This is a genomic window from Streptococcus danieliae (assembly GCF_013415245.1).
GTDB classification, from domain to species: domain Bacteria; phylum Bacillota; class Bacilli; order Lactobacillales; family Streptococcaceae; genus Streptococcus; species Streptococcus danieliae_A.
Genome location: NZ_JACBXX010000241.1, coordinates 1 through 703 on the forward strand (window position 1 = coordinate 1; position 703 = coordinate 703).

General features: G+C 35.8%; 1 protein-coding gene. It reads right to left on the bottom strand.

The window, feature by feature from the left end:
• Positions 1–608 (bottom strand): IS256 family transposase (locus HZY94_RS09910; protein WP_179925982.1); only part of this gene is annotated, 608 nt, incomplete at its 3' end.
• Positions 609–703: the final 95 nt, after the last annotated feature.

Here is a 703-nt window from a genome sequence, read left to right on the forward strand (position 1 = left end):
TTTTCATTTGGTGATATTTCATATCCAAGGATTTCTTTATAACCTTGATGTGTAATTCCAAGGGCAATATGAATACACTCTTTACTTACAGAAGTCCGACGTAATGGGAGATAAGTGCCATCCAAATAGACAATGGAATAGCGTTTCTGTAGTTTTCGTTCATGGAATGCAGTAACGTTTTCTTGAGTCAACTGGGTGATGTTTGAAACCGTAGCTGGTGAGTAATGATGACCAAACATTTGTTCGATTAAATTTGCGATTTCTCTTGTTGTTACACCTGTTTGATAAAGCTTAATAATCATTTTTTCCAGCTCATCATCTCTTCTTGAATAAGAAGGAATGGCTTTAGGGACAAATTCGCCATTACGATCTCTTGGAATAATGAGGTTTAAAGTTCCGTATTTGGTTTCAAACTTACGTGTGTAAGAACCGTTACGACTATTTCCTGAGTTGTAGCCACTAACATCATAGGGTTCATATCCTAGAACAGAGGTCAACTCTGCCTGTAGAAGCTCATTTATAGCTTGTTCCATAGAAGCGCGGAAAAACTCATTAATGTCTGAATGATTAGCTAGAAATGTTGTTAAATCTGTGATAAACTGGGTCATGGGAATAAATCTTTTCTAGTAGTATTTTTGGTCTAACTCTACTATAACAGGATTTATTCCTTTTTTGCGTTTACACAAGATATTGTACACTCTCA